Here is a 25,641-nt window from a genome sequence, read left to right as displayed (position 1 = left end):
CCGCCGCACCCGGTGCGGCGGCCCTCTCCGCTGTGTCATGGGCGCGGGCGGCGCCGTACGGCAGGATGTGCGCATGACGAAGGTGCACGAGGACAGCCCCGTACTGCCCACCCAGCAGGACGAGGTGGCCGCCGCGGGAAGCGAGTTCATCGGCGGCCCGCTGGGCCGCTACGCCCGCCTCGGCGGCCACTGGCTGACCCCGGTGCGGGTCGTCGTGCTCGTGGCCCTGGGAATGTTCGCGCTCGGCATGGTGCAGAAACTGCCCTGCTACGACTGGGCGTGGTTCCGCGGGGCCGGCTCCCAGTACACCCACGCCTGCTACTCGGACATCCCGCACCTCTACGTCGTACGCGGCTTCGCCGACGGCCTCACCCCGTACTTCGACCGGCTCCCCGGCGACATGCAGTTCCTGGAGTACCCGGTGCTCACCGGGCTCTTCATGGAGATCGCCTCCTGGATGACCCCCGGCAGCGGCTCCATGCAGCACCGGGAGCAGATGTACTGGATGGTCAACGCGGGCATGCTGATGGTCTGCGCCGCAGTGATCGCGGTGTGCGTGGCCCGCACCCACCGCAGGCGGCCGTGGGACGCGCTGCTCTTCGCCCTCGCGCCCGCCTTCGCGCTCACCGCGACCATCAACTGGGACCTGCTGGCCATCGCCCTGACCGCCGCCGCGATGCTCATGTGGTCGCGGGGCGGGGCGCGGTCCTTCGGTGTCCTGATCGGCCTGGCCACGGCGGCCAAGCTCTACCCCGTCCTGCTGCTCGGTGCCGTGTTCGTGCTCTGCTGGCGGGCCGGGAAGTGGCGTGCGTTCGGCGAGGCGGTCGGCGGCGCCCTGGTCGCCTGGCTCGTGGTGAACCTGCCCGTGATGCTCTTCGCCTGGGAGGGCTGGCAGAAGTTCTACACCTTCAGCCAGGAGCGGCCCATCGACTTCGGATCCGTGTGGCTGCTGATCTCCCAGCGTTCCGGGAACCCCATCGACGGCGCCAACACCTATGCGACGGGCCTGACGCTGCTGCTGTGCGCGGGCATCGGACTGCTCACGCTGACCGCGCCCCGCCGCCCCCGCTTCGCGCAGCTGGCCTTCCTGCTGGTGGCGGCCTTCATCCTGGTCAACAAGGTCTACTCGCCCCAGTACGTGCTCTGGCTCATCCCGCTCGCCGCGCTGGCCCGGCCGCGCTGGCGGGACTTCCTGATCTGGCAGGCCGGCGAGGTCGTCTACTTCCTGGGGATCTGGTTCTACCTCGCCTACACGACCAGCGGGGACAAGCACCAGGGCCTGCCCCTGGAGGGCTACCAGGTGGCCATCGCGGCCCACCTGCTGTGCACGCTCTACCTGTGCGCGGTGGTCGTACGCGACATCCTGCTGCCCGATCGGGACGTGGTGCGGCGCGACGGCTCGGACGACCCCTCCGGAGGCGTCCTGGACGGCGCCGAGGACGTCTTCACGCTCCCGCTCACGCCGAAGGCGCCGCGGGAAGCGGCGCCTTCGGAGGGGCAGCGGGTGGAGTGGGGGGTACGCCCCGGAGAGTGACTCAGGCGTCGAGCACCCGGTCGAACTGCGTGGTGGTGTGGCGCAGGTGCGCCACCAGCTCGTCGCCGACCTTCGGCTCGGGAGAGTCCGACGGCACGAACAGGATGGACACCTGCATGTGCGGCGGCTCGGCGAACCAGCGCTGCTTGCCCGCCCACACGAACGGCGACAGGTTCCGGTTGACGGTGGCGAGACCGGCGCGGGCGACGCCCTTGGCGCGCGGCATCACCCCGTGCAGCGCCTTGGGGGCCTCCAGGCCGACTCCGTGGGAGGTGCCGCCGGCGACGACGACCAGCCAGCCGTCGGAGGCGGCCTTCTGCTGCCGGTAGCCGAACCGGTCACCCTTGGCGACGCGGGTGACGTCGAGCACCGCGCCGCGGTACTCGGTCGCCTCGTGGTCGCCCAGCCACAGCCGGGTACCGATGCGGGCCCGGAAGCGCGTCTGCGGGAACTGCTGCTGCAGCCGCGCCAGGTCGGAGGCCTTCAGGTGGCTGACGAACATCGTGTGCAGCGGCAGCCGGGCCGCGCGCAGCCGGTCCATCCAGGCGATGACCTCCTCGACGGCGTCGGAGCCGTCGGGGCGGTCCAGCGGCAGGTGCAGGGCGAAGCCCTCCAGCCGGACGTCCTCGATCGCCGTGTGCAGCTGGCCGAGGTCCTGCTCGGAGATCCCGTGCCGGCGCATCGAGCTCATGCACTCGATCACCACACGGGCACCGACCAGGCCGCGCACACCGTCCAGCGAGGACACCGAGCGGATGACCCGGTCCGGCAGCGGCACCGGCTCCTCACCGCGCCGGAACGGGGTGAGGACGAGCAGGTCACCGCCGAACCAGTCCTTGATGCTGGCGGCCTCGTACGTCGTCCCGACGGCGAGGACGTCGGCACCCATCCGGGTGGCCTCCTCGCAGAGCCGCTCGTGACCGAAGCCGTAGCCGTTGCCCTTGCAGACGGGGATCATCCCGGGGAACTGATCCTGGATCTGCTTCTGGTGCGCACGCCAGCGCGCGGTGTCGACGTAGAGCGTGAGCGCCATGCCCGTCCGGAGCCTCTCTCGATGAGCTGCGTGGTGCAGCGGTGCGGTGTGTGTGGATGGGGCGGGGTCAGCGACGCGACATGTAGATGTCGAGCGCCTTGTGCAGCAGCTTGTTGAGCGGGAAGTCCCACTCGCCGACGTACTCGACGGCCTCGCCGCCCGTGCCGACCTTGAACTGGATCAGGCCGAACAAGTGGTCGTTCTCGTCCAGGGTGTCACTGATGCCGCGCAGGTCGTAGACGCTTGCGCCGAGCGCGTAGGAGTCGCGCAGCATGCGCCACTGCATCGCGTTGGAGGGACGGACCTCGCGCTTGTGGTTGGCGGAGGCGCCGTACGAGTACCAGACGTGCTGGCCGACGGTGAGCATCGTGGCGGCGGCCAGCGGCTCCCCCTCGTGCGTGGCGATGTACAGCCGCATCCGGTTGGGGTCCTCGGAGTTGAGGGCCGTCCACTGGCGCTGGAAGTAGCTGAGCGGGCGCGGTCGGAACTTGTCGCGCTCGGCCGTGACCTCGTACAGCTTCTGCCAGGTCGGCAGGTCCTCGTAGCCGCCCTGGACGACCTCGACGCCGGCCTTCTCCGCCTTCTTGATGTTGCGGCGCCACAGCTGGTTGAAGCCCTTGAGGACGTCGTCCAGCGAGCGGTTGGCCAGCGGCACCTGGAAGACGTACCGGGGCTGGACGTCGCCGAAGCCGGCGCCGCCGTCCTCGGCCTGCTGCCAGCCCATCCGGCGGAGCTTGTCGGAGACTTCGAAGGCGCGGGGCTCGATGACGGAGGCCTCCACGTCGCGCAGGCGCTTGACCTCAGGGTCCTGGATACCGGCCTTGATGGCGGTCGAGTTCCAGCGGCGGATGACGACGGGCGGGCCCATCTTCACGGTGAAGGCGCCCTGCTGCTTGAGGTGCGCCAGCATCGGCTGGAGCCACTCTTCGAGGTTGGGGGCGTACCAGTTGATGACCGGGCCCTCGGGGAGGTACGCGAGGTACCGCTTCACCTTGGGCAGCTGTCGGTACAACACGAGTGCGGCGCCGACGAGTTCGCCGGACTGGTCGAACCATCCGAGGTTCTCGGAGCGCCACTCGTTCTTCACGTCGGCCCACGCCGGGACCTGGCAGTGGCTAGCCGAGGGCAGGCTCTGGAGGTAGCCCAGGTGCTGCTCTCGGCTGATGGTCCTCAGGGACAGGCTCATGCGGGGCGTCTCCTCGGCGGCTTCGCTGGCTATGGCGCGAAGCCTACTGCGACGTGGGCGCCACCCATCTGGGGGACAGGCCGGGCCTGGGCCGGTGGGAGGCCGGCGCCCCGTCGCGGAGGCACCCGGTCAGCCCAGCCAGCCGCCGAAGAGACCGCCGTGCGCCATGCCGAGGAAGAAGCCGATGGCCGAGGCTCCGAGCCCGATGATCAGTGCTGTGCGTTCGCGTGTCGTGGCGGAGATGAACTGGCCGTAGAGCCCGGTGGCGATCCCGATCAGCCCGGTCCACGAGCTGAGCAGGTGCAGATGGTGGAAGAAGGCCGTGACGAACGCCACGGCGCCGAGGATCAGGGTCACCGCCACCAGGGTGTCCTGGAGGGGGTGGGGCTTGCCGTCGGTCGCGAAGAGCGAGATGGACTGGCGTTGCATTGCCTGTGCCATGGGAAGGCACCTCCTGGCTGCAGCAGAGCGGTGCTGCGGGCCGCCCCCGGCAGGGGCCGGGGGCTTAGCACCGAGAACACCCGATGCATACAGATTGTGGCCTCCTGCTGCCGGATTTCAACCGGAAGGAGTCGAGGAGGTAGTCTGTACAGCTGCGCGGTGTCTGCTCTGCAGATGCCGTGCGCACGCATCACGACCCTCCTGCCACGGAACGACCGTGGCCGCTGAGTCCAAAGGAGGTGGGTTCCACATGCGTCACTACGAAGTGATGGTCATCCTCGACCCCGATCTCGAGGAGCGCGCTGTCTCCCCGCTGATCGAGAACTTCCTTTCTGTCGTCCGTGAGGGCAACGGAAAGGTCGAGAAGGTCGACACCTGGGGCCGTCGTCGTCTCGCTTACGAGATCAAGAAGAAGCCCGAGGGCATCTACTCGGTCATCGACCTCCAGGCCGAGCCTGCGGTCGTCAAGGAGCTTGACCGACAGCTGAACCTGAACGAGTCGGTTCTCCGGACCAAGGTCCTTCGCCCCGAGACCCACTGAACTTCGGTTCAGCGGTAATCGGGACCGAGTAGCACAGCAGCCCAGCAGCAATCCCCGCCGAGAGGTTCATCCATGGCAGGCGAGACCGTCATCACGGTCGTCGGCAATCTCGTCGACGACCCCGAGCTGCGCTTCACCCCCTCGGGTGCGGCGGTCGCGAAGTTCCGTGTCGCGTCCACTCCCCGCACTTTCGACAAGCAGACCAATGAGTGGAAGGACGGCGAAAGCCTGTTCCTGACCTGCTCGGTCTGGCGTCAGGCGGCGGAAAACGTCGCCGAGTCCCTTCAGCGGGGCATGCGCGTCATCGTGCAGGGCCGGCTGAAGCAGCGGTCCTACGAGGACCGTGAGGGTGTCAAGCGCACGGTCTACGAGCTGGACGTCGAGGAAGTCGGCCCCAGCCTGAAGAACGCCACGTCCAAGGTCACCAAGACCACTGGTCGCGGTGGTCAGGGTGGATACGGCGGCGGTGGCGGCGGTCAGCAGCAGGGCGGCGGCGGTGGCAACTGGGGCGGAGCCCCCAGTGGCGGCGCCCCCCAGGGCGGCGGAGCTCCCTCCGACGACCCCTGGGCGTCCAGTGCGCCGGCCGGTGGCCAGCAGCAGCAGGGCGGCGGCGGTGGCGGTTGGGGCGGAAGCTCCGGCGGCTCCGGCGGTGGCTACTCGGACGAGCCGCCCTTCTAGGGCAGCTCGCACCCCCACTTCTTGATTTCACAGGAGAGACACAATGGCGAAGCCGCCTGTGCGCAAGCCTAAGAAGAAGGTCTGCGCGTTCTGCAAGGACAAGACCGTGTACGTGGACTACAAGGACACGAACATGCTGCGGAAGTTCATTTCCGACCGTGGCAAGATCCGTGCCCGCCGCGTCACCGGCAACTGCACGCAGCACCAGCGTGACGTCGCCACGGCTGTGAAGAACAGCCGTGAGATGGCACTGCTGCCCTACACGTCCACCGCGCGATAAGGAAAGGGTGACCGAATAATGAAGATCATCCTGACCCACGAGGTCTCTGGCCTCGGCACCGCCGGCGACGTCGTCGACGTCAAGGACGGCTACGCTCGCAACTACCTGGTCCCGCGTGGTTTCGCGATCCGCTGGACCAAGGGTGGCGAGAAGGACGTGGCGCAGATCCGCCGCGCCCGCAAGATCCACGAGATCGCGACGATCGAGCAGGCCAACGAGTTCAAGGCCAAGCTCGAGAACGTCAAGGTCCGTCTGGCCACCCGCGCGGGTGACGCCGGTCGTCTCTTCGGTTCCGTCACGCCCTCCGACATCGCCACGGCGATCGAGGCGTCCGGTGGCCCGAAGGTCGACAAGCGCCGCGTGGAGCTGGGCTCCCCGATCAAGACCCTCGGCTCGTACCAGGTCTCCGTGCGTCTGCACGCTGACGTGGCCGCGACCGTCGGCATCGAGGTCGTCGCCGCCTAAGGGCTGCGCATGAAGGGCCGCACCCCTGTGGGGGTGCGGCCCTTCTTCGTTGTTTCACGTGAAACATCGCTCCGGAGCGACCTCGGACCACCTCGGGGTGGCTCGGTCTACCGGGTGGCTCCGGCGACCAGCCAGCGGCCCGAGCGGGCGCGCAGCTGGAGGGTGACCATCCGGACCAGCATCATCAGGGTCATGGCGCACCAGAGGGCCGTCAGCCCGCCGCCCAGGGCCGGTACGAGCAGGGCGGCCGGGGCGAAGACGGCGAGGGTCAGCAGCATGGCCCAGGCCAGGTAGCGGCCGTCGCCCGCGCCCATCAGGACGCCGTCGAGGATGAAGACGATGCCGGAGACGGGCTGCGAGACGGCCACCACGAGCAGAGCCGGCAGCAGGGCGTCCTCGACGGCGGGATCGCTCGTGAAGAGCGGGATGAACACCGGGCGGGCCGCGATCACGAGGAGGCCCAGGACGATGCCGGAGACGATCCCCCACTGCACCATGCGGCGGCAGGCGGCCTTGGCCCCCTCGGTGTCGCCCGCGCCGAGGTAGCGGCCGATGATGGCCTGCCCGGCGATCGCGATCGCGTCGAGGGCGAAAGCGAGCAGGCTCCACAGGGAGAGCAGGATCTGGTGGGCCGCGATATCGGCGTCTCCGAGGCGTGCGGCCACGGCGGTCGCGATCAGCAGGACGGCCCGCAGGGACAGGGTGCGGACCAGCAGGGGCGCACCGGCCTGTGCGCAGGCCCGGATGCCCTCGGCATCGGGCCTCAGGGAGGCGCCGTGCCTGCGGGCGCCCCGGACTACCACGACCAGGTAGGCGGCGGCCATGGCGCACTGGGCGATCACGGTGCCCCACGCGGAGCCGGCGATGCCGAGGCCGGCCCCGTAGACGAGGGCCACGTTCAGGGCTCCGTTGAGGGCGAAGCCGCCGATCGCGACGTAGAGCGGGGTCCGGGTGTCCTGGAGGCCGCGGATGACGCCGGTGGCGGCGAGCACCACGAGCATCGCGGGGATGCCGAGGGCGGAGATCCGCAGATAGGTGATCGCGTACGGGGCGACGGTGTCGGAGGCCCCGAAGAAGGAGATCAGGGTGGGCGCCGTGGGCAGGACGACGGCGACGACGACCGCGCCGAGGAGCAGGGCGAGCCAGATGCCGTCCATGCCCTGCCGGATGGCGGCCTGGAGGTCACCCGCACCGACGCGGCGGGCCACGGCCGCGGTGGTGGCGTAGGCGAGGAAGACGAAGATGCTCACGGCCGTGGTGAGCAGCGCGGCCGCGATGCCGAGACCGGCCAGCTGGGGTGTGCCGAGGTGGCCCACGATGGCGCTGTCGGCCATCACGAAAAGGGGTTCGGCGACGAGGGCGCCGAAGGCGGGGACGGCGAGTGCGAGGATCTCGCGGTCGTGCCGTCTCGGGGCAGCCTTCGGTGCGGTGGGGGCCTGTCTCATGTGCTCAATCTAATCTTCCACAGGTAATAGACACAAGGTCCTTTGGATCCTTACCGATGCGTCGATTCGAGCGTTCGCCCCACCTCGTTGGAGGCGATCTCGAGACAGTGGCGAAGAATTTTCTCCCCCACAGCCAGCGGACGGCGAAATAGCAGGTCAGGTGGGGTAAGTGGGTAGGCCAGGTGATTTTGTCCACAGCGCCGTCCCCCGGTCCGTGCACAGCTTCCGGGGAGTTACCCACAGCATTGGTGCCGTCATCCACACCTCATCCACACAGCCTGTGGATAACAAGATTGGCTGACGTCGCTCCCGGCCCTACCGTGGTGCGTTGTCCGACTCGCCGAGAGCCGATTCGGGTGCCCCAAATGTCAGAGCCGTGTCGTAGAAAGAGTGACACGGCAAGGTCCGCGTTGCGGACGGGAGGAGGCGGCCCGGTGAGTATGTCCGAGCCCATGGACGACCCCTGGGCCGACAGCGGTCCAGGTGACCGTCTGCCCGCCCGTACGCGCCGCAACGGCGAAGGCCGTGGCCGCGGGGACGAACAGAGCGACCGAGGCCGCGAGGGCGGCTCCTGGGACGGCGGTGGCGGCGGCTTCGAGCGGGTCCCGCCCCAGGACCTCGACGCCGAGCAGTCCGTCCTCGGCGGCATGCTGCTGTCCAAGGACGCCATCGCCGACGTGGTCGAGGTGCTGAAGGGGCACGACTTCTACCGTCCGTCGCACGAAACGATCTACCAGGCCATCCTCGACCTGTACGCCAAGGGAGAGCCGGCCGACCCGATCACCGTCAGCGCCGAGCTGACCCGGCGCGGTGAGATCAGCAAGGTCGGCGGGGCCCCCTACCTGCACACCCTGGTCCAGTCGGTCCCCACGGCGGCGAACGCCGAGTACTACGCGGAGATCGTCCACGAGCGGGCGGTCCTGCGCCGGCTGGTCGCCGCCGGTACGAAGATCACGCAGATGGGTTACGCCGCCGACGGGGACGTCGACGAGATCGTCAACAGCGCCCAGGCCGAGATCTACGCCGTCACCGAGCAGCGGACCTCCGAGGACTACCTGCCGCTCGGGGACATCATGGAGGGCGCCCTCGACGAGATCGAGGCGATCGGTTCGCGCAGCGGCCAGATGTCGGGCGTCCCGACCGGCTTCACGGACCTGGACTCGCTGACCAACGGTCTGCACCCGGGCCAGATGATCGTCATCGCGGCCCGACCCGCCATGGGTAAGTCCACCCTCGCGCTGGACTTCGCCCGTGCCTGTTCCATCAAGGCGAATCTGCCCAGCGTCATCTTCTCCCTCGAAATGGGGCGCAACGAGATCGCGATGCGCCTGCTCTCGGCGGAGGCCCGGGTGGCCCTGCACCACATGCGCTCCGGCACGATGACGGACGACGACTGGACCCGGCTGGCCCGCCGGATGCCGGACGTTTCCGCCGCCCCGCTCTACATCGACGACTCCCCGAACCTGTCGATGATGGAGATCCGCGCGAAGTGCCGCCGCCTCAAGCAGCGCAACGACCTGTCGCTCGTCGTCATCGACTACCTGCAGCTGATGCAGTCGGGCGGCTCGCGCAGGCCGGAGAGCCGCCAGCAGGAGGTCTCGGACATGTCCCGAAACCTCAAGCTCCTGGCGAAGGAGCTGGAGGTCCCGGTGATCGCGCTGTCCCAGCTGAACCGTGGTCCCGAGCAGCGCACCGACAAGAAGCCCATGGTCTCCGACCTGCGTGAGTCCGGCTCGATCGAGCAGGACGCCGACATGGTGATCCTGCTGCACCGCGAGGACGCGTACGAGAAGGAGTCCCCCCGCGCGGGTGAGGCGGACCTGATCGTGGCGAAGCACCGTAACGGTCCTACGGCCACCATCACCGTGGCCTTCCAGGGCCATTATTCGCGGTTCGTGGACATGGCCAACACGTAGCATCCGCACCATGGATGCCGCATTGGAAGATCATGTCCTGCTGCCCGCGACCCGGCGTGCGCTGAACCACCGGATCGCGGTCGCGCAGCGCGAAGGCCGGACGCCGTCCCTGGTGGCGGCCGTGGTGCGGGGCGGCGAGGTGGTCTGGGAGGGGTCCCGGACCATGGTCGAGGGCCACGGCCCCGACGGAAACGTGCAGTACCGGATCGGGTCGATCACCAAGACGTTCACCGCCGTGCTGGTGATGCGGCTGCGGGACGAGGGCCTGCTGGAACTGGGCGACCCGATCGAGAAGTTCCTTCCGGGTACGGGAGTCGGCGAGGTGACGGTGGGGCAACTGCTGTCCCACACCTCCGGACTGGCGGCGGAGACGCCTGGCGAGTGGTGGGAGCGGACGGCGGGCACGCTGCGGCCGGAGCTCTCGGACGTCCTGGGCGAGCGCCCCTTCCGCTTCGAGCCCGGTCGGCGCCACCACTACTCCAACCCGGGCTACACACTGCTCGGTTCGCTCGTCGAGGCCGTCCGCGCGAGGCCGTGGGAGGAGGCGCTGCGCACCGAGGTGCTGGAGCCGCTGGGGCTGGAGCGCACGACGGCGCAGCCGGTGGCCCCGCACGCCGGCGGCTGGGCGGTGCACCCGTGGGCGGACGTGATGATGCCGGAACCCCTGGAGGACCTCGGGCTCATGGCCCCGGCCGGCCAGCTGTGGTCCACCACCGGGGATCTGGCGAAGTTCGCCGCCTTCCTCGGACAGGGCGACGCGCGCGTGCTGAGCGCCGAGTCCGTACGGGAGATGCGGGCCTCGGCCACTCCCCCGGAGCCGGGCATCGCCGACCTCGGATACGGGCTCGGGGTGCAGCTGACGCTGAGCGGCGGGCGCTGGCTCGCGGGCCACACCGGCTCGCTGCCGGGCTTCCTCGCCGGGCTGTGGCTGAGCGAGGCGGACGACGTGGCGGCGGTGGTGCTGGCCAACTGCACGTCGGGGCTCGCGGTTTCCACGCTGGCCGCCGAACTGGTGGGCATCGTCGCCGATGCCGAGCCGCGGATCCCCGAGCCGTGGCGGCCGCTGCGGGAGGCCGATCCCGTGGCGCTGGAGCTGTGCGGCCCTTGGTACTGGGGCACGTCGGCCCAGGCGGTACGGCTGACCTACGACGGATTCCTGGAGCTGGGCCCGGTGGGCGCGACCGGCCGGGCCGCCCGCTTCCGGCCGGAGCCGGACGGCAGCTGGACCGGGCTGGGCGGCTACTACGCTGGTGAGTCGCTGCGGGCCGTACGGCGGCCGGACGGATCGGTGAGCCACCTCGACCTCGCCTCGTTCGTGTTCACCCGGGAGCCCTACGACCCGAAGTCCCCGGTGCCCGGCGGGGTCGACCCGCAGGGCTGGCGGGGCATCGGCTAGCGGAGGCCCTTCACCCCGCCGTGAGTTCGCGCTCCAGGGGGGTGCGGAAGCGCGGGGTGACGCGGGCCTCCCCCAACCAGGCGGCGAGCCGGACGGCCTCGGCGGCCACGGCCTTCTCGGCTTCGCTGCCGGGTTCCCCCAGCAGCCGGTGGACGATCTCGCCGTCACCGCGCTGGGCCCAGCCGCCGACGATCTCTCCGTTCCACCACACGGTGGGGCCGATGTTGCCGGAGTGGTCGAAGAGGGGTGGCCGGTGGGCGGGGTCGAGATGGAAGCCCCGGTCCACCCAGCCCATCGCGCTCGGGTCCAGGGCGGGCAGCAGGGCGGCCCAGGGCTCCTGCTCGGGTTCGGGCCCGGTGTCCCCGGGGCAGACGAGCGCGGTGGCGCCGTCCTCGAGCCGGACCTTCTCGGGGCCGACTGCCGCGAGGGCCTTGCGGACCTCGGTGAGGGTCCAGCCCGTCCACCACTTGAGGTCGGCCTCGGTGGCGGGACCGTAGGAGTGGAGCCAGCGCCGGGCGATCTCGGCGCGGCCCTCGGCCGCGGGCACGACGGGCCAGGGCTCGGTATGGACCCAGCGGTACTGGCTGGAGGTCCACGATCCCCGGGGCCGGTCCCGGCGAATCCGGCCGTCGGCGGCGAGTAGCCGGATGACACGGGTGGCGACACCGGTCTCGGTCTCGTACTTCTTGCCCCGGCCGTAGACGAATTTTCGGCGCAGGGCGGGGACGGCCGCGGAGAGCTGGCTGCCGGTGGAGGGGCCGTGGGAGTCGAGCGCGTCCAGCACGGCGCTCTCCACCTGGGCCAGCCAGTCCGCGTCGAGGCCCTGACCGTCCTCGTCGAGGTGCTTGAGGAAGGTGCGCCGCTCCTTCACGGCGATGCCGCGGGCGGTGGAGGCGTCGACGTAGGGGGCGAGCTCGGTGGAGACGGCGAAGAGCGTGTTGCGCATGCTGAGGAGCCGCACGAGGGTCACGTCCTCGTACAGGGCCTGCTCGATCGCGGCGGGCGCTCCTTCGCTCAGCCTGGCGCGGGCCGAGAGGAAGACGGTCGCGGCATCGGTGGCGTGCAGGGCGACGACGCAGTCCGCGGCCTCGGGCACGGTGGCGGCGTGTGCCGACGGGGCCAAGCGGTGCCTGCGGCCGAGGCGCCGGCGGCGGTCCGCGGTGGTGACGAGGGGAAGGCTGCTCATCCTCCCGATCGTAGGCCGGGCAGCCGATGGCGGCCCGGCCCACACCCGGCGTCTCAGAGCTGGAGTTTGAACCCGACGTGCGAGGCGGTGAAGCCGAGCCGCTCGTAGAAGCGGTGGGCGTCGACGCGGGTCACGTCCGAGGTGAGCTGGACGAGTTGGCAGTTCTCGGCACGGGACTGTTCGATCGCCCATTCGATGAACAGGGTGCCCAGCCCGCTGCCGCGTTCGTCGGCGTGGACCCGTACGCCCTCGATGATCGAACGGGTGCTCCCCTTGCGGGAGAGCCCGGGGACGATCGTCAGCTGGAGGGTGCCGACGACGCGGCCCGCACGGACGGCGACGACCACGTGCTGGTGGGGGTCGTCGGTCAGTCGTTTGAGGGCCGCCGCGTAGGGGGTGAGATCGTCCGGGGACTCCCGGGTGGCGCCGAGCGGGTCGTCCGCGAGCATCGCGACGATCGCGGGCAGGTCCTCCTCGGTGGCGGGGCGGATGAGCAGGCCGGAGCTGATGTCGGTCATGGTCTGGTGCTCCTTGCTCAGCCGGCCGCCACGGTCAGCGGGGCCCACCGGCGGGTCCAGTCACCGGGCAGGCCGGGGATGTCCCGGGTCATGACGGTGTTGAAGGCCACGGAGTCGAGACCGCGGTCCTTGAGCCAGCCGAGCAGCTCTTCGTGACGGACGTCGACATCCGTGCGCAGGGGCCGGTCGGTGGCCGCCGCGAGGACGGTGACCAGAGCCCGGGCCGTGCCGGTGTCCCGGGCCACCAGCGGTCCGATGACATGGGTCTCCATGTTCGGCCAGATCGCTCCGTAGCCGATCAGTTCGCCGGAGGGGTCCTCGGCGACGAGCAGCCGGTCCGTGAAGGCCGGCAGCCGGGTGACCAGGTGCGTCCGGTCGGCGCCGAAGACCTCGGTGTCCAGCCGGAGGATCCGCGGGATGTCCTCGGCGCCTGCGGGCCGTACACGGACGGTGTCCTGCGCGGGACCGGTGGCGTCCGGGCTGAAGGAGCCCCGCAGCATCTCGGCGCGGCCGGTGGTCTCGAAGCCGAGCTCCTCGTAGAGGGGGCGGCCGTACGGGGTGGAGTGCAGGGTGAGCGGAACGCCCTTGAGGACCTCGTCGCAGACGTACGTCATCAGGCGCCGGCCCAGACCCTGGCGGGCATAGCGTTCGGCGACCAGGACCATGCCGATGGCGGCGAGTTCGGGATCGGCCAGCGGCGGTCCGTACCGGGTGACCACGCAGGCCGTGGCCAGCCCCTGTCCGTCGGGAGCGTCGATGCCGTAGCCGTGTCCGGCGGCGAGCAGCAGACCCCACTTGTGGTCCTCGCGGGGCCAGCCGCGGTCTTCGGAGAGATCGGCGCAGTGGCGGAGGTCGTCCACGGTCAGTGCGCGGATCGGGAGGGAGGTGAGGTGTGGTGGTGTCACGGACCCAGACTGGTTCATCGACGGTGATCCGGTCCAGGGGATTTGGGATGGATGTTTCACGTGAAACATCCACGCGAGGTCCGGTGGGCGGCACCACTGTTTCACGTGAAACGAACGGACTAGCCTCGACGGTTATGACCCTCCTCCACCTGTTCGACCTCGACGGGACGCTGATGTACGGCTCGGCCTCGCCGGTCGAGATCTCGCGGCAGCTCGGGCTGTCCGACGAGATCGCCGAGCTGGAGCGGGCCTTCGCCGCACGGGAGCTCCAGCCGCACCAGTTCGCGCTGGCGGCGCAGAAGCTCTGGGCGGAGCTCACTCCGGCACACGTACGGGCGGCGTTCGACGGGGCGCCCTGGCTGTCGGGGATCCGGGAGGTCTGGCAGGAGATCCGGGGGCGCGGGGACTACTGCGCGGTGATCTCGCTGTCCCCGTCGTTCTTCGTAGAGCTCCTGCTGGAGTGGGGCGCGCACGCCGCGCACGGCTCGGTCTTCCCGGAAGTGCCCTTCACCCGGCCGGTGGACGTGGCCGGGATCCTGACGCCGGAAGGGAAGGTGACGGTCGCCGACCAGCTGTGCGCGCGGTTCGGCGTGACCCGGGCCGACTGTGTCGCGTACGGGGATTCCAGCACCGACGTGGAGCTCTTCGCAGCGGTCCCGCTCTCGGTCGCGGTGAACGCCCGGCCCTACCTGGTGGAGCGGGCGACGCACGTCTACGAGGGCCGGGACCTGCGCGAGGCATACCAGCTGACAGGGGTGGCACGCACGGGAGTTGAGGCATCTTAAGGGGAAAGTGGGTTCGAAACGCGGAATTCCCGCATTTCCCCGCAGGCTCTGGGGCGGACTGGCACGCTGTGAAACCCGGAACCACGGATTCGAAGGCCGTGGCGTGTGCAGACCTACCGAGATGCTCGAAGCGAGGCACCGCATGGACGCTCCGCCCACCAGATCGGCAAGACGGGGGTCATCCCGGATACCGTCCGGGGACGGGGCGACCGAGCCCTCCCCCGAACCCTCCCCCGATGCGGTGCTCATCCGCCGGACGCTCGCGGAGATCGCACCCGTCGCCGACAAGGTGACCTCATATTTCTACGCCGTCGTCTTCACGGGACACCCGGAGCTCCGGGGGCTGTTCCCCGCCGCGATGGACGTGCAGCGAGACCGGCTGCTGAAGGCGCTGCTGACGGCCGCCGAGCACATGGACAACCCCGAGGTGCTCACCGCCTACCTGCGCCGCCTGGGTAGCGGGCACCGCAAGTACGGAACCCGGCCCGAGCACTATCCGCCGGTGGGAGAGGCGCTGATCGGGGCGCTGGCCAAGTACGCGCAGGACACCTGGGGGCCGGAGACCGAGGCGGCCTGGGTCCGGGCGTACACCGCGATCTCGCAGATCATGATCGACGCGGCGGCCGAGGACGAGCCGAAGGCGCCGCCGTGGTGGCACGCGGAGGTGGTCTCGCACGATCTGCGGACTTCCGACATCGCGGTGCTCACCGTCCGGCCCGACCAGCCCTACCCCTTCCTCGCGGGCCAGTACACGAGCCTGGAGACCCCGTGGTGGCCGCGCGTCTGGCGGCACTACTCCTTCGCCTCGGCGCCGCGCGCGGACGGACTGCTGTCCTTCCACGTCAAGGCCGTCCCGGCGGGATGGGTCTCCAACGCGCTCGTCCGGCACGCCCGCCCCGGCGACGTGCTGCGGCTCGGGCCCCCGACGGGATCGATGGTGGTGGACCACAGCACCGACAACGGGATGCTGTGCCTGGGCGGCGGCACGGGCATCGCCCCCATCAAGGCGCTGATCGAGGACGTGGCCGAGCACGGAGAGCGGCGCCCGGTGGAGGTGTTCTTCGGGGCGCGCAGCGACGACGACCTGTACGACAAGGACACGCTGCTGGGGCTGCAGCGCTCGCACCCCTGGCTGTCGGTGCGCCCGGTGGTCTGTGACGAGGGCCTGGCCGGACAACTGCCCCAGGCCGTCGGCACCCACGGGCCCTGGAGTTCGTACGACGCGTTCGTCTCGGGGCCGGCCGCGATGATCCGCAGCGGGGTGGACGCGCTGAAGAGGATCGGGATCCCCGGTGAGCGGATCCGGCACGACGAGGTGGAGGAACTGGCGGGCGTCGCCGGCTGATTCGGCGGCGGCGCCCGCGTGCGGTGGGTCAGCCCAGGTCGGGGGCGTGCATGGCGCGCACGCCCTCGATGTTGCCGTCGAGGTAGTGGCGCAGGGACAGCGGGACGAGATGCACCGCGGCGATGCCGACGCGGCTGAAGGGCACGCGGACGATCTCGTACTCGCCCTCCGGCTCGTCGATCTCGGGGCCGTGCCGCTGGCTGGGGTCCATGGATTCGAGATGGCAGACGAAGAAGTGCTGCACCTTGACGCCGGTCACTCCCCCGTCGGCGATGTGCTCGACGGTGTCGACGAAGCAGGGCACGACATCGGTGATCTTCGCGCCGAGTTCCTCGTGGAGCTCTCGGTGGAGGGCGTCGACGACGGTCAGGTCCGAGGGCTCCACGCCCCCGCCGGGGGTGAGCCAGTACGGGTCGACGCCGGGTTTGGTCCGCTTGATGAGGATCAGGTCGTCACCGTCGAGCAGGATCGCGCGGGCGGTGCGTTTGACCACTGGACGTTCGGTCATGGGAGAAGAGTGGCCCAGACTTCCGCTTCTGAAACGCGCGCGGGTGAAACCCGCCGGGCGGGGATCCGGGCGGTCCGAGCCGCGGGACTGCGTGCTCGGACCGCCTTCGGACCGGCGGTCAGCTCTTCGCGGCCGCCAGGTCGAGTGCCCGCAGCACGTCCGTGACCAGGTCCTCGGTGTCCTCGGCCCCCGCGGAGAATCGGATGAAGCCCTCCGGAACGTTGTCGCCGCCCCACCGTCGGCGGCGCTCCGCGGTGGACCGCACCCCGCCGAAACTGGTGGCGTCCTCGACGAGCCGCAGGGCGGCCATGAACCGTTCCGCGTGCGCGCGGTCGGGCAGGGTGAAGGAGACCACGGAGCCGAAGCCCCGCATCTGCCGCGCGGCCGTCTTGTGGGACGGATCCGCCGGCAGGCCCGGGTAGCGCAGCCCGGTGACGTCGCCACGGTCGGTGAGGGCCTCCGCGACGGCGAGCGCGTTGGCCCACTGGCGCTGGGCGCGCAGTTGGATGGTGGACAGGGACCGGTGGGCGAGCCAGGCCTCCATGGGGCCGGGGATGGCGCCGACCACCTTGCGCCAGCGGCGGATGCCCGCGGCGAGCTCGGCGTCGCGGCAGACGACGTACCCGAGCAGCAGGTCGCCGTGGCCGGTCAGCCCCTTGGTGCCGCTGGCCACCGAGAAGTCGGCACCCAGTTCGAGGGGGCGTTGGCCGAGCGGGGTCGCGAGGGTGTTGTCGACGGCGACGAGGGTTCCGCCGGCGTGCGCCGCGTCCACGAGGCGTCGTACGTCGCAGACGTCGAGCCCCGGGTTGGACGGGGTCTCCAGCCACAGCAGCCGGGCCCCGTCGAGGACCGCGAGCTGGGCGTCCTCGCCGGTGGGGGCGGTGCGCACGTGGACCCCGTAGGCCTCCAGCTGCTCCCGTACGAGGGGCAGCGCCTGGTAGCCGTCGTCGGGCAGGACGACGGTGTCGCCGGCGCGTGCCTGGGAGAGCAGGACGGCGGACACGGCGGCCATGCCGGAGGCGAAGACGACCGTGTCCACCCCGTCCAGGCCGGGGGCCTCCAGCTCCCCGATGGCCCGCTCCAGCAGGGTCCAGGTGGGGTTGGTGTCGCGGCCGTAGGTATAGGGGCCCTCGACGTCGCCGGGAAGGTGGAAGTGGGCGGCGAAGACGGGGCCGGGCAGCGGCGGCTCGTTCTTGACGGGCTCCGGCAGACCGGCGCGGACGGCGACGGTGCCGTCGCCGAGCCGCTCGGACGCCGGAGGCACGGGGGCGGGGGCGTTCACGGGGTGTGCTCCTTCACGGCTTCTCTTACGGCGGCCAGCAGGCCGGGGCTGGCGGCCTCGACCAGGTTCAGGCACTCCTCGAATCCGTCGAGGGGCCCGTAGTAGGGGTCCGGTACGTCGGTCTGCGCGGCCGGGGCCGCCGGGTCGTAGGACCTCAGCAGCCGAACCTTGGCGGCGTCCTCAGGGGTGGGGGCGAGCGCCCTGAGGTCGCGCAGGTGTCCGGAGTCGAGCGCGATGACGAGGTCGAGGCCGGCGAACCAGGAGGCCCGGAACTGCCGGGCCCGGTGGCCCGGCTCGTACCCGGCGGCCTCCAGGACGGCTGCGGTGCGCGGGTCGGCCCCGTCCCCCTCGTGCCAGCCGCCGGTGCCGGCGCTGTCGACCTCGACCAGGTCCGAGAGCCCGGCGTCGGCCACGTGGGATCGGAAGACCGACTCGGCCATGGGCGAGCGGCAGATGTTGCCGGTGCAGACGAAGCACACGCGGTACATGGGCGCCCGGCTTCAGTTCTTGTCGGGCAGGACCATGTTCGCGGCCCAGGAGACGATGGAGACGATCAGGGCGCCGACGATCGCCGACCAGAAGAAGTTCTCCACGTGGAAGCTGAGGTCGAACTGCTCGGCCAGCCATGAGGTCAGCAGCAGCATCGCCGCGTTCACCACGATGGTGAAGAGGCCGAGGGTGAGGACGAACAGGGGCAGCGAGAGCAGCTTCACCACGGGCTTGACGATGAGGTTGACCAGGCCGAAGATCAGCGCGACCAGGATCAGGGAGAGCGCTTGGTGGCCCTTGCTGGTGCCGTCCTCCAGCGTGATGCCCGAGACGAGCCAGATGGCGACGGCCAGGGCTGCCGCGTTGGCGAGGGTCTTGACTACGAAATTCGTCATGTGTCTGATCGTTGCAGAGAAGGTCCCGGTGGAACATCAGCTGATCTGCGGATGCTTGCCGGACGAGAGAGCACAAGGGGTACAAAGAAGATGAAGGCCTTCCGGCTGGACGAGCTCGAGGCTGAGCGGGCCGCGAACAAGGGTGCCTACCTGCAGTTCCTGCGCGAGCGGAACATGTCGGTCGGGCTGTACGCGCTGGACGCCGGGCAGAGCGATCCCCAACAGCCGCACGGCCAGGACGAGGTGTACTTCGTCGTCAGCGGCAGGGCCTCGATCACCGTCGGGGAGGAGACGACGACGGTCGCCAACGGGAGCGTGGTCTACGTGCCGGCCGGGGTGCCGCACAAGTTCCATCACATCACCGAGAACCTGAAGGTAATGGTCGTCTTCTCTCCGCCGGAAGGGTGAACGGGCCTGGGGGCTGAGGGTCCGGGGCCCCGTTCCCCTAGGGGTCGGGTCAGGGGACTACGGGGGCTCGCGGGCCCCCGCCTGGGGCCGTGGGCTCATAGCATCGAGAGCAGGAGTTCACCGGCTAGACGGACTAGGAAGAAGAGGTCGAGGACATGGAAGGCATCCGAGGGATATTCGAGGGCATGCCCTGGTGGGTCAAGTGGGTCGCCGTCCCACTGCTGGTGCTGTTCGTCTTCGGTGGTGTGATCACCAGCATCATCGGTGCGGTGATCGGCTTCCTGTTCAAGGCGCTGCTCCTCGTGGCCCTCGTCGGAGGCCTGATCTTCGTCGTCAGGAAGTTCAAGGGCAACGAGACGAAGTCCTCCGCCGGAGAGTGGTAGAACTGGCGCAACCAGGGTCACAGTGGGATTAACCCAGCTGAGGGAACGTGAAGCGCTAAACCGCTCACAGCCCGGGAATCGGCGGATAGAGTGGCAATCTGTGCCGTTCCCTGGGCACCGAACGCCGGTACTGCCGCTCTGACCTGCGGTTCTTTGTTACAGCCACCGAGCACGACCCCCAGGAGTCACGGCACACGCGGGGGCGGCCCCCGCAGGGCGGGCCCCCCCAAGGCTCGCCGCCACGCCTGGGGGTGAGCTTTGTCTTCGGTTCACAATGCCGGTGTGCCGACTCTGATCGGTTCGGTGCAGCGGGCACTGAGGCTGCTCGAAGCGGTGGGTTCCCATAGCGAGGGAGCCCCGGCGAAACAACTGGCGCGCGAGGCCGGGCTCCCGCTTCCCACCGCGTACCACCTGCTGCGCACCCTGACGCACGAGGGCTATCTGCGACGGGAGAGCGGGGTCTTCGTCCTGGGGGACGCCGCGGGCCGTCTGGCCGGTGGCGGGCTTCAGCAGAAACGTCGCAGCATGATCCTCGACTCCCTCGCGCACTTCCGCGACGCGGTCGGGGCCCCTGTCTACTTCGCCGTCTACCGCGAGGGTGAAATCGAGGTCGTGGGTGTCTCGGACACCCCGGCGAACCCGGCCTGCGAAGAGTGGGCCGATTTCCGCGAGACCGGCCACGCGCACGCCATCGGGCAGTGCCTGCTCGGCCAGCTCGACGAGAAGGCACGCAAGGAGTACTACGACCGTCACCCGGTCGAGGCCATCACCTCCTACACCGTGCGGGATCAACAGGCTCTGGAGCAGCGGATCGGCTCCATGGAGCGGATGCAGCCGGTGACCGAGCGGCAGGAATACGCCCTGGGTACGGTGTGCGCGGCCATCCCCATCACGGCCGGCGACACCGCCGCGACCATGGCGATTTCTCTCCCTCTGCACCAAGAACAGCGATTGCTGTATGCGGTCGATCGGCTACGGAGTGAAGTAGGCGCGCTGTTGAGCACCCTCTCGTTCTCTATCAGTATCTGAAAACTCACTCCTTGTGATCTGCAAGCGCTTCCACCACTCTTGTCAAGAGGGCCTTGGGGGATCATTCCTGGCCACTTCCACTACAGCGGGGTAGGCAATGCGCGAGTCGGTACAGGCAGAGGTCATGATGAGTTTCCTCGTTTCCGAGGAGCTCTCGTTCCGGATCCCGGTGGAACTCCGGTACGACGCTCGTGACCCCTACGCAGTCCGCCTGACCTTCCACCTTCCCGGAGATGCGCCCGTTACCTGGGCGTTCGGCCGGGAGCTCCTTCTGGACGGCATCAACAAGCCGTGCGGTGACGGTGATGTCCACATCGCCCCGACCGATCCGGAGGAACTGTCCGATGTCCACATCCGGCTGCAAGTAGGCGCAGACCGGGCACTCTTCCGCGCGAGCGCGGCGCCACTCGTCGCGTTCCTCGACCGCACCGACCGGATCGTCCCGCTCGGCCAGGAGCGCAACCTCGGGGATTTCGAGGAGAACCTCGACGAGGCGCTCGACAAGATCCTCGCGGAGTCGCAGCAGAACGAGCAGAACGCGGGCTGACCGAAGCCCGGCCGGACGCCTGCTGACCAGGGTGTGCCGGCACGCATCACCGCACGACCTGCATTACCTGAACCACTTGCACCACTTGCATTACCTGAACGACTTGCACCACTTGCATCACCGGATCCACGCACCACGGCTCAGCGTGCCGACGCGCTGAGCGCTCCACCCTGCCGCTCTTCACGACCGGCCGTGCGCGCGAACTGACCGGTCGCGCCCGCCTGTCCGCCTTTCAGCGCTTGCGCCGCCGACCCCGGCCGCCGCGGAGCGGCCCCGAGGCCGCTGTGGCCGCCGGGGATTCCGCGCGGTCGGCGGACACCACCAGCGCGGCCAGCGCCGTGGTCACGGGTACCGAGGCGACCAGTCCGATCGAGCCCACGAGGGTTCGTACGATCTCTTCCGCGACCAGCTCGCTGTTGGCGACCGAACCCATACTGCTGTTCGCGATCGAGAACAAGAGGAGCAGCGGCAGCGCTGCGCCCGCGTAGGCCAGTACAAGGGTGTTCACCACCGATGCGATGTGGTCGCGCCCGATGCGGATGCCTGCCCGGTAGAGCCCGCGCGGGCCCATCGACGGGTCTGCCTGGTGGAGTTCCCAGACCGCCGAGGTCTGAGTGACGGTCACGTCGTCGAGCACGCCGAGCGATCCGATGATGACACCCGCAAGCAGCAAACCGCTCATGTCGATGTTCGGGTAGAGCCCGTGGATCAGCCCGGTGTTGTCGTCCGTGTTGCCGCTGAGGACGGCCCAGTCGATGAACAGCGAGCCCAGCAGGCCGATCAGCAGCAGCGAGACGAGGGTGCCGAGGACGGCGACCGAGGTGCGAGCCGTCAGTCCGTGGCACATGTAGAGCGCGATCAGCATGATCGCGCTGGCTCCGACCACGGCGACGACCAGCGGATTCGACCCCTGCAGGATCGCGGGGAGGATGAAGAAGGTCAGCACCGCGAAGCTGACGGCGAGAGCGATGAGCGCGAACAGCCCGCGCATCCGCCCGACGAGGACCACCGCGAGGGCGAAGATGCCCGCGAGCACGGCCATCGGCAGCTTGCGGTTCACGTCGATCACGGAGTACTGGAGGTCCTGGGGCGCGTCCGGGGCGTAGGCGACCACCACGTCCTGGCCGTCCGTCAACTGTCGTGGCGCGCCCGGCTGGACGATCTCGACGAACTCGCGGCCCTTGTCGGGGCCGCTGCCGACCCTGATGGTGGCCTTCTTGCACTCGCCGGTCTGAGAGGCGAGGGCCTCGCGCCCTTCGGGGGTTGAGGTGTCGCCGGTGGCCGGCACCTGCGCGGCGTTCACGGATTTGCAGTCGACGTGCTGGAGCGCGACGACCGTGCCCTGCTGGGTCTGCCGGTCGAAGCCGACCCCGGTGCGCTCGTGGGCGGGCGCGCCACCGGGCCAGAGCACCGCCATGCCGATCACGACCGCGGTGGCGAAGGGGATCAGAACGGCAGCGATCACCTTGCGCAGGTGCTTCGAGACAGGGGCCGCCGGGCCATGGCTGTGAGAATGGCCGTGGGAGTGTCCGGGAGACCGGTCGGGCGAGTGACCGGGGTCCGCGTGCGCATGGCCTGCGTGGCCGGCGTGACCAGCGGGATCCGTGGGCTCGGTGGGGGGCTGCGGCGAGGACGTCACTGACTGATCATCGCAACAGATGAGGGGGCCCACTGTTCAGCACGCCACACATGACGCTAGCGTGGGGGCTACTTTGCACAACGCGGGAGCTCGGAGCACCGGGCTGAGAGGGCGCTGATCACCGTTCGCATTCGAATATGCGTACGGGAGGAGGCTGCGTCGACCGCCGAACCTGTTACCGGGTAATGCCGGCGTAGGGAGATTAGGTCTCATGACCATTCAGGACGCACGCACGCCTGCCGTCAGCCAGGACGCCGATGGCCAGACCGAGCGCCAGCCCGGCTGGCACAAGGGATACGTGGCGGGCTCCCGCCCCGACATCCGGGTGCCGGTTCGCCAGGTCCACCTCACCAACGGCAAGGACGTGACGCTCTACGACACGTCCGGGCCGTACACCGACCCGCAGATCGAGACCGACGTGCGCCGCGGCCTGCCGCCGCTGCGCGAGAACTGGATCATCAGCCGCGGGGACACCGAGGAGTACGCGGGCCGCCCCGTGCGCCCCGAAGACGACGGCATCAAGCACACCTCGCCGCGCGGTGGCCTCAAGAACCTCGACGCGGTCTTCCCGGGCCGTCCGCGCCAGCCCCGCCGCGGTCGTGGCGGCGCCGCGGTCACGCAGCTCGCGTACGCCCGCCGGGGCGAGATCACCCCGGAGATGGAGTACGTCGCGATCCGCGAGAACGTCTCCCCCGAGGTCGTCCGCGAGGAGATCGCCGCAGGTCGCGCGGTCATGCCGGTCAACGTGAACCACCCCGAGATCGAGCCGATGATCATCGGCAAGCGGTTCCTGGTGAAGGTCAACGCCAACATCGGCAACTCCGCCGTCACCTCCTCGATCGAGGAGGAGGTGGACAAGATGACCTGGGCGACCAAGTGGGGCGCCGACACGGTCATGGACCTCTCGACCGGCCGCAACATCCACACCACCCGCGAGTGGGTGCTGCGGAACTCCCCCGTGCCGATCGGCACCGTGCCGCTGTACCAGGCGCTGGAAAAGGTCGACGGCCGCGCCGAGGACCTGACCTGGGAGATCTACAAGGACACGGTCATCGAGCAGGCCGAGCAGGGCGTCGACTACATGACGGTCCACGCCGGCGTGCTGCTGTCGTACGTGCCGCTGACCGCGCGCCGCAAGACCGGCATCGTCTCGCGCGGCGGCTCGATCATGGCGGCCTGGTGCCTGGCGCACCACAAGGAGAACTTCCTCTACACGAACTTCGAGGAGCTCTGCGAGATCCTCGCGGCGTACGACGTCACGTACTCCCTGGGTGACGGCCTGCGCCCCGGTTCCATCGCGGACGCCAACGACGCGGCGCAGTTCGCGGAGCTGAAGACGCTGGGCGAGCTGAACACGATCGCCAAGCGGTACAACGTGCAGACGATGATCGAGGGCCCCGGGCACGTCCCGATGCACAAGATCAAGGAGAACATCGACCTTCAGCAGGAGATCTGCGAGGAGGCGCCGTTCTACACGCTCGGCCCGCTGACCACCGACGTCGCGCCCGCGTACGACCACATCACCTCGGGCATCGGCGCCGCGATGATCGCTTGGTGGGGTACCGCGATGCTCTGCTACGTCACGCCCAAGGAACACCTGGGTCTGCCGAACCGCGACGACGTGAAGACCGGTGTCATCACGTACAAGATCGCGGCCCACGCGGCGGACCTGGCCAAGGGTCACCCGGGTGCCCAGGAATGGGACGACGCCCTGTCGGACGCGCGGTTCGAGTTCCGCTGGGAGGACCAGTTCAACCTGGCCCTCGACCCGGACACGGCCCGTGAGTTCCACGACGAGACCCTCCCGGCCGAGCCGGCCAAGACCGCCCACTTCTGCTCCATGTGCGGTCCGAAGTTCTGCTCGATGAAGATCTCCCAGGACATCCGCCGCCAGCACGGTGGCGACCTGGGCGCCGAGGAGATCGAGGCGGGCATGGCGGAGAAGTCCGCCGAGTTCGCGGCCGCGGGCAACCGCGTGTACCTCCCCCTGGCCGACTGACGTCGGGCAGGGTCGGTACATCGCCGCTCGGCGACCCGTGACCCGGGGGGAGTCACGGGCCGCCGGTCAGGCGGGCGAGTGCTGCGATGTTTCACGTGAAACGGGGATCGATGTTTCACGTGAAACATGGCTCGCGGCGAAGCCGCGGTTGGCTTCGGTCTGGCGGCGGTAGGACTCGGGCAGGTCGGGCAGGGCGAGCAGACGGTCGCAGGCCCGTAGCGAGGTGTTCATGTCTCCCACCCAGTACGCGGTGATGGAGTGCTCGAAGAGCAGCCCCCACCGGTAGACCCAGGGCTGGACGAAGAGAAGGTCGTCGGGGACCGGCCGGTCCAGCACCGCCCCGGTGATCGCGTGCGCGGTGCGGTGGCGGCCCAGGAGGCGCAGCCTGGCGGCGAGTTCGTAGCAGGCTTCCAGCCGGGCCGGCCGGGATTCCCAGGCGCGGGTCAGGGCATCCAGTGCGGCGGGGTGATCTCCCGACTCCCCGTTCAGGATGCCGACCTGGAGCAGGGCGTAGTAGATCTCCTCCTCCCATCCCCCCATGGCCGCACGGCGTTCGTAGAGCCGGGCGGCTTCCGCCGTGTCGCCCATGTCGCGCATCGTCTGGGCGAGGTAGAAGACGGTGCGGGGATTCGACGGGTCCCGCTGGAGTTCGGCGCCGAGCAGCCGGGCATCCCGTTCGAACTTGTCGTGCCGGGAGCCGCCATCGGCGTAGTCCTCGATCACCAGCGCGTCCAGGTTTTCCTGGACCCCGGGTCGCTGGTCGTTCTCGTCGGGGCGGTCGCAGGTGAGGTACTCGTGGGTGACCCCCTCGTACCGCCAAGGGAAGTCGCTGCGGACCAGGCGCTTGATCCGGTACTCCAGCGTGCCCTCGTGGCGCAGCATGTACGAATCCGCGGTGAGCGGGGGCAGCGGGCCGTTGCGGCGCAGGACGAGGTCGGCGTCGAGGAGCAGCAGGTAGTCGGCCTTGCCGCGGGCATGGCCGATGTTGAGGCTCCGGTTGTGCCCGAAGTTCGTCCAGGGCTCCTCGTGGAGCTCTCCCGGGATTCCGTGCAGGGCTGTGCGGATGAGGTCCTGGGTGCCGTCGGTGGAACCGGTGTCGGAGATGACCCAGGTGTCGATGAGATCCCGTACGGAATCGAGACAGCGCTCGATGACGGCGGCCTCGTTCTTCACGATCATGCAGAGGCAAATGGTCGGCTTCACGGCCGCTGACCCTAGGGACGGCCCTCGGCCGGGCGGGGCAGGCACGCCGGGGCGCCGGAGCACGAACCCAACTGGTGGTGGGACAGACCGCCAAGTGGCGGTGTT

The 25,641-nt window shown here is 69.6% G+C and carries 27 protein-coding genes; 14 read left to right on the top strand and 13 right to left on the bottom strand.

Going from position 1 to position 25,641, the window contains the following annotated elements:
- The first annotated feature begins 73 nt into the window (after window positions 1-73).
- The gene (locus tag OG247_RS21815) at window positions 74-1,534 is read left to right on the top strand and encodes a glycosyltransferase family 87 protein (RefSeq protein ID WP_327253818.1); all 1,461 of its coding nucleotides are present in this window, start codon (window positions 74-76) and stop codon (window positions 1,532-1,534) included.
- Window position 1,535: 1 nt separating this feature from the next.
- On the opposite strand, the gene OG247_RS21810 is transcribed toward OG247_RS21815, so the two are convergent.
- The 3 genes from OG247_RS21810 to OG247_RS21800 all read right to left on the bottom strand — a co-directional run bounded on the left by OG247_RS21810 (window position 1,536) and on the right by OG247_RS21800 (window position 4,194).
- Entirely contained in the window at window positions 1,536-2,567 is a 1,032-nt protein-coding gene (locus OG247_RS21810) for an alanine racemase (RefSeq protein ID WP_327253817.1), read from the bottom strand.
- 67 nt (window positions 2,568-2,634) lie between these two features.
- Window positions 2,635-3,753: a lipid II:glycine glycyltransferase FemX gene (locus OG247_RS21805; RefSeq protein ID WP_243331146.1), complete on the bottom strand. Its 1,119-nt coding sequence runs from the start codon at window positions 3,751-3,753 to the stop codon at window positions 2,635-2,637.
- Window positions 3,754-3,882: 129 nt separating this feature from the next.
- On the bottom strand, window positions 3,883-4,194 hold the full coding sequence (locus OG247_RS21800) for a hypothetical protein (RefSeq protein ID WP_327253816.1): 312 nt from the start codon (window positions 4,192-4,194) through the stop codon (window positions 3,883-3,885).
- 250 nt (window positions 4,195-4,444) lie between these two features.
- On the opposite strand from OG247_RS21800, the gene rpsF reads away from it, so the two are divergent.
- The 4 genes from rpsF (at window position 4,445) to rplI (ending at window position 6,158) form a co-directional block, all read left to right on the top strand.
- Window positions 4,445-4,735 (top strand): 30S ribosomal protein S6, encoded by a 291-nt coding sequence (rpsF, locus tag OG247_RS21795; protein ID WP_015034882.1) that lies wholly within the window; start codon window positions 4,445-4,447, stop codon window positions 4,733-4,735.
- Between the two features lie 72 nt (window positions 4,736-4,807).
- Window positions 4,808-5,413, top strand: coding sequence for a single-stranded DNA-binding protein (locus OG247_RS21790; protein ID WP_327253815.1), 606 nt, complete (start codon window positions 4,808-4,810; stop codon window positions 5,411-5,413).
- A gap of 43 nt (window positions 5,414-5,456) precedes the next feature.
- Window positions 5,457-5,693 carry a 30S ribosomal protein S18 gene (gene rpsR, locus OG247_RS21785; protein WP_003956534.1) on the top strand — a complete coding sequence of 79 codons (237 nt, stop codon included), beginning with the start codon at window positions 5,457-5,459 and terminating at the stop codon, window positions 5,691-5,693.
- An 18-nt stretch (window positions 5,694-5,711) separates the two neighbouring features.
- The gene (rplI, locus tag OG247_RS21780; protein WP_243331152.1) at window positions 5,712-6,158 is read left to right on the top strand and encodes a 50S ribosomal protein L9; all 447 of its coding nucleotides are present in this window, start codon (window positions 5,712-5,714) and stop codon (window positions 6,156-6,158) included.
- Window positions 6,159-6,265: 107 nt separating this feature from the next.
- Here the strand turns inward: rplI and OG247_RS21775 are convergent, their stop codons facing one another.
- On the bottom strand, window positions 6,266-7,603 hold the full coding sequence (locus OG247_RS21775) for an MATE family efflux transporter (RefSeq protein ID WP_327253814.1): 1,338 nt from the start codon (window positions 7,601-7,603) through the stop codon (window positions 6,266-6,268).
- A 452-nt stretch (window positions 7,604-8,055) separates the two neighbouring features.
- Here OG247_RS21775 and dnaB point away from each other — a divergent pair, with 452 nt between their 5' ends.
- Both dnaB and OG247_RS21765 read left to right on the top strand, forming a co-directional pair.
- The gene (gene dnaB, locus OG247_RS21770) at window positions 8,056-9,519 is read left to right on the top strand and encodes a replicative DNA helicase (RefSeq protein WP_243331367.1); all 1,464 of its coding nucleotides are present in this window, start codon (window positions 8,056-8,058) and stop codon (window positions 9,517-9,519) included.
- A gap of 10 nt (window positions 9,520-9,529) precedes the next feature.
- The gene (locus OG247_RS21765; RefSeq protein ID WP_327253813.1) at window positions 9,530-10,915 is read left to right on the top strand and encodes a serine hydrolase domain-containing protein; all 1,386 of its coding nucleotides are present in this window, start codon (window positions 9,530-9,532) and stop codon (window positions 10,913-10,915) included.
- 10 nt (window positions 10,916-10,925) lie between these two features.
- Here the strand turns inward: OG247_RS21765 and OG247_RS21760 are convergent, their stop codons facing one another.
- The 3 genes from OG247_RS21760 to OG247_RS21750 are packed head-to-tail and all read right to left on the bottom strand — an operon-like array spanning window position 10,926 to window position 13,542.
- Complete coding sequence (locus tag OG247_RS21760; RefSeq protein ID WP_327253812.1) at window positions 10,926-12,101, bottom strand: winged helix DNA-binding domain-containing protein; 1,176 nt, start codon at window positions 12,099-12,101, stop codon at window positions 10,926-10,928.
- 53 nt (window positions 12,102-12,154) lie between these two features.
- Window positions 12,155-12,619: a GNAT family N-acetyltransferase gene (locus tag OG247_RS21755; RefSeq protein WP_327253811.1), complete on the bottom strand. Its 465-nt coding sequence runs from the start codon at window positions 12,617-12,619 to the stop codon at window positions 12,155-12,157.
- A gap of 17 nt (window positions 12,620-12,636) precedes the next feature.
- A complete protein-coding gene (locus OG247_RS21750; RefSeq protein ID WP_442813366.1) occupies window positions 12,637-13,542 on the bottom strand; it encodes a GNAT family N-acetyltransferase in 906 nt (301 codons plus the stop codon).
- A gap of 116 nt (window positions 13,543-13,658) precedes the next feature.
- Between OG247_RS21750 and OG247_RS21745 the strand changes: the two genes are divergently transcribed.
- A complete protein-coding gene (locus OG247_RS21745) occupies window positions 13,659-14,309 on the top strand; it encodes an HAD family hydrolase (protein ID WP_327253809.1) in 651 nt (216 codons plus the stop codon).
- A gap of 58 nt (window positions 14,310-14,367) precedes the next feature.
- Window positions 14,368-15,654: a globin domain-containing protein gene (locus tag OG247_RS21740; RefSeq protein WP_442813648.1), complete on the top strand. Its 1,287-nt coding sequence runs from the start codon at window positions 14,368-14,370 to the stop codon at window positions 15,652-15,654.
- Window positions 15,655-15,682: 28 nt separating this feature from the next.
- Here the strand turns inward: OG247_RS21740 and OG247_RS21735 are convergent, their stop codons facing one another.
- From OG247_RS21735 to OG247_RS21720, 4 genes are all read right to left on the bottom strand, one after another.
- Window positions 15,683-16,162, bottom strand: coding sequence for an NUDIX hydrolase (locus tag OG247_RS21735; RefSeq protein ID WP_327253807.1), 480 nt, complete (start codon window positions 16,160-16,162; stop codon window positions 15,683-15,685).
- A gap of 118 nt (window positions 16,163-16,280) precedes the next feature.
- Window positions 16,281-17,444, bottom strand: coding sequence for a cystathionine gamma-lyase (locus OG247_RS21730; RefSeq protein WP_327253806.1), 1,164 nt, complete (start codon window positions 17,442-17,444; stop codon window positions 16,281-16,283).
- Window positions 17,441-17,932, bottom strand: coding sequence for a low molecular weight protein-tyrosine-phosphatase (locus OG247_RS21725; RefSeq protein WP_327253805.1), 492 nt, complete (start codon window positions 17,930-17,932; stop codon window positions 17,441-17,443). The genes OG247_RS21730 and OG247_RS21725 overlap by 4 nt, the downstream gene beginning before the upstream one ends.
- Before the next feature lie 12 nt (window positions 17,933-17,944).
- On the bottom strand, window positions 17,945-18,328 hold the full coding sequence (locus tag OG247_RS21720) for a phage holin family protein (RefSeq protein WP_327253804.1): 384 nt from the start codon (window positions 18,326-18,328) through the stop codon (window positions 17,945-17,947).
- Window positions 18,329-18,418: 90 nt separating this feature from the next.
- Here OG247_RS21720 and OG247_RS21715 point away from each other — a divergent pair, with 90 nt between their 5' ends.
- From OG247_RS21715 to OG247_RS21700, 4 genes are all read left to right on the top strand, one after another.
- On the top strand, window positions 18,419-18,736 hold the full coding sequence (locus tag OG247_RS21715; protein WP_327253803.1) for a cupin domain-containing protein: 318 nt from the start codon (window positions 18,419-18,421) through the stop codon (window positions 18,734-18,736).
- Between the two features lie 164 nt (window positions 18,737-18,900).
- Window positions 18,901-19,119, top strand: coding sequence for a DUF5326 family protein (locus tag OG247_RS21710; protein WP_327257574.1), 219 nt, complete (start codon window positions 18,901-18,903; stop codon window positions 19,117-19,119).
- Window positions 19,120-19,410: 291 nt separating this feature from the next.
- Window positions 19,411-20,148 (top strand): IclR family transcriptional regulator, encoded by a 738-nt coding sequence (locus OG247_RS21705; RefSeq protein ID WP_327257573.1) that lies wholly within the window; start codon window positions 19,411-19,413, stop codon window positions 20,146-20,148.
- Window positions 20,149-20,245: 97 nt separating this feature from the next.
- Window positions 20,246-20,695 (top strand): SsgA family sporulation/cell division regulator, encoded by a 450-nt coding sequence (locus OG247_RS21700; protein ID WP_243331178.1) that lies wholly within the window; start codon window positions 20,246-20,248, stop codon window positions 20,693-20,695.
- A 232-nt stretch (window positions 20,696-20,927) separates the two neighbouring features.
- Here OG247_RS21700 and OG247_RS21695 read toward each other — a convergent pair whose 3' ends face one another.
- Window positions 20,928-22,334, bottom strand: coding sequence for a YibE/F family protein (locus tag OG247_RS21695; protein WP_327253802.1), 1,407 nt, complete (start codon window positions 22,332-22,334; stop codon window positions 20,928-20,930).
- Window positions 22,335-22,545: 211 nt separating this feature from the next.
- Between OG247_RS21695 and thiC the strand changes: the two genes are divergently transcribed.
- Entirely contained in the window at window positions 22,546-24,333 is a 1,788-nt protein-coding gene (gene thiC / locus OG247_RS21690) for a phosphomethylpyrimidine synthase ThiC (protein ID WP_327253801.1), read from the top strand.
- 66 nt (window positions 24,334-24,399) lie between these two features.
- On the opposite strand, the gene OG247_RS21685 is transcribed toward thiC, so the two are convergent.
- Window positions 24,400-25,536 (bottom strand): glycosyltransferase, encoded by a 1,137-nt coding sequence (locus OG247_RS21685; RefSeq protein ID WP_327253800.1) that lies wholly within the window; start codon window positions 25,534-25,536, stop codon window positions 24,400-24,402.
- Window positions 25,537-25,641: the final 105 nt, after the last annotated feature.

The sequence above is a fragment of the Streptomyces sp. NBC_01244 genome, from assembly GCF_035987325.1.
Classification (GTDB): domain Bacteria; phylum Actinomycetota; class Actinomycetes; order Streptomycetales; family Streptomycetaceae; genus Streptomyces.
This window is presented reverse-complemented; position numbering and strand designations above follow the sequence as displayed.

Bases quoted from the DNA above. Each gene is read 5' to 3' on its own strand.
- OG247_RS21815 (WP_327253818.1), top strand. From the start codon at position 74: ATGACGAAGGTGCACGAGGACAGCCCCGTACTGCCCACCCAGCAGGAC.
- OG247_RS21810 (WP_327253817.1), bottom strand. From the start codon at position 2,567: ATGGCGCTCACGCTCTACGTCGACACCGCGCGCTGGCGTGCGCACCAG.
- OG247_RS21805 (WP_243331146.1), bottom strand. From the start codon at position 3,753: ATGAGCCTGTCCCTGAGGACCATCAGCCGAGAGCAGCACCTGGGCTAC.
- OG247_RS21800 (WP_327253816.1), bottom strand. From the start codon at position 4,194: ATGGCACAGGCAATGCAACGCCAGTCCATCTCGCTCTTCGCGACCGAC.
- rpsF (WP_015034882.1), top strand. From the start codon at position 4,445: ATGCGTCACTACGAAGTGATGGTCATCCTCGACCCCGATCTCGAGGAG.
- OG247_RS21790 (WP_327253815.1), top strand. From the start codon at position 4,808: ATGGCAGGCGAGACCGTCATCACGGTCGTCGGCAATCTCGTCGACGAC.
- rpsR (WP_003956534.1), top strand. From the start codon at position 5,457: ATGGCGAAGCCGCCTGTGCGCAAGCCTAAGAAGAAGGTCTGCGCGTTC.
- rplI (WP_243331152.1), top strand. From the start codon at position 5,712: ATGAAGATCATCCTGACCCACGAGGTCTCTGGCCTCGGCACCGCCGGC.
- OG247_RS21775 (WP_327253814.1), bottom strand. From the start codon at position 7,603: ATGAGACAGGCCCCCACCGCACCGAAGGCTGCCCCGAGACGGCACGAC.
- dnaB (WP_243331367.1), top strand. From the start codon at position 8,056: ATGGACGACCCCTGGGCCGACAGCGGTCCAGGTGACCGTCTGCCCGCC.
- OG247_RS21765 (WP_327253813.1), top strand. From the start codon at position 9,530: ATGGATGCCGCATTGGAAGATCATGTCCTGCTGCCCGCGACCCGGCGT.
- OG247_RS21760 (WP_327253812.1), bottom strand. From the start codon at position 12,101: ATGAGCAGCCTTCCCCTCGTCACCACCGCGGACCGCCGCCGGCGCCTC.
- OG247_RS21755 (WP_327253811.1), bottom strand. From the start codon at position 12,619: ATGACCGACATCAGCTCCGGCCTGCTCATCCGCCCCGCCACCGAGGAG.
- OG247_RS21750 (WP_442813366.1), bottom strand. From the start codon at position 13,542: ATGAACCAGTCTGGGTCCGTGACACCACCACACCTCACCTCCCTCCCG.
- OG247_RS21745 (WP_327253809.1), top strand. From the start codon at position 13,659: ATGACCCTCCTCCACCTGTTCGACCTCGACGGGACGCTGATGTACGGC.
- OG247_RS21735 (WP_327253807.1), bottom strand. From the start codon at position 16,162: ATGACCGAACGTCCAGTGGTCAAACGCACCGCCCGCGCGATCCTGCTC.
- OG247_RS21725 (WP_327253805.1), bottom strand. From the start codon at position 17,932: ATGTACCGCGTGTGCTTCGTCTGCACCGGCAACATCTGCCGCTCGCCC.
- OG247_RS21720 (WP_327253804.1), bottom strand. From the start codon at position 18,328: ATGACGAATTTCGTAGTCAAGACCCTCGCCAACGCGGCAGCCCTGGCC.
- OG247_RS21715 (WP_327253803.1), top strand. From the start codon at position 18,419: ATGAAGGCCTTCCGGCTGGACGAGCTCGAGGCTGAGCGGGCCGCGAAC.
- OG247_RS21700 (WP_243331178.1), top strand. From the start codon at position 20,246: ATGCGCGAGTCGGTACAGGCAGAGGTCATGATGAGTTTCCTCGTTTCC.
- thiC (WP_327253801.1), top strand. From the start codon at position 22,546: ATGACCATTCAGGACGCACGCACGCCTGCCGTCAGCCAGGACGCCGAT.